Below are 412 nucleotides of genomic sequence, written 5' to 3'. Positions count from 1 at the left end.
TTTTGCCATTATGTTCCTGGTAAGCTTTTTTGTAGGCAAACGTATGGGAGCGGATTATTCTAAAAATGCAGCGATCTCCTTTACAGCTTCCGGTAATAATTTTGAGTTGGCTATTGCCGTGGCTATCGGTGTCTTTGGCATCAATAGTGGACAGGCATTTGCCGGCGTTATCGGTCCATTGGTGGAAGTACCCGCATTAATTGCGCTGGTAAATGTAGCTTTCTGGCTGAGAAAGAAATATTATAAAAGCCAGGTGACCGTTGAATAATTTAAATAGCAAGAATCAAAAACGATGAATGAATATGACGTACTGATCATCGGGGGAGGGCAAAGTGCCCTGGCCTGTGCCTATTTCTTACGACGCACCGCATTAAGTTATCTGATTTTAGATGACCAGCCCAGTAGTGACGGC

2 protein-coding genes are annotated in these 412 nt (G+C 43.7%); both read left to right on the top strand.

All coding sequences use genetic code 11. The features are described from left to right. Positions 1–268: arsenic resistance protein (locus B2X72_RS24375; protein WP_414711809.1), on the top strand; the 268-nt coding region annotated here is incomplete at its 5' end. Between the two features lie 24 nt (positions 269–292). After that, the coding region (locus B2X72_RS24370) for an NAD(P)-binding protein (protein WP_286851868.1) at positions 293–412 on the top strand (120 nt) is incomplete at its 3' end.

It is taken from the genome of Sphingobacterium sp. UBA7253 (assembly GCF_002472745.1).
In the GTDB taxonomy this organism is placed as follows: domain Bacteria; phylum Bacteroidota; class Bacteroidia; order Sphingobacteriales; family Sphingobacteriaceae; genus Sphingobacterium; species Sphingobacterium siyangense.
Note: the sequence above shows the minus strand (reverse complement) of the source record. Positions and strands in the feature narration are given on the sequence as shown.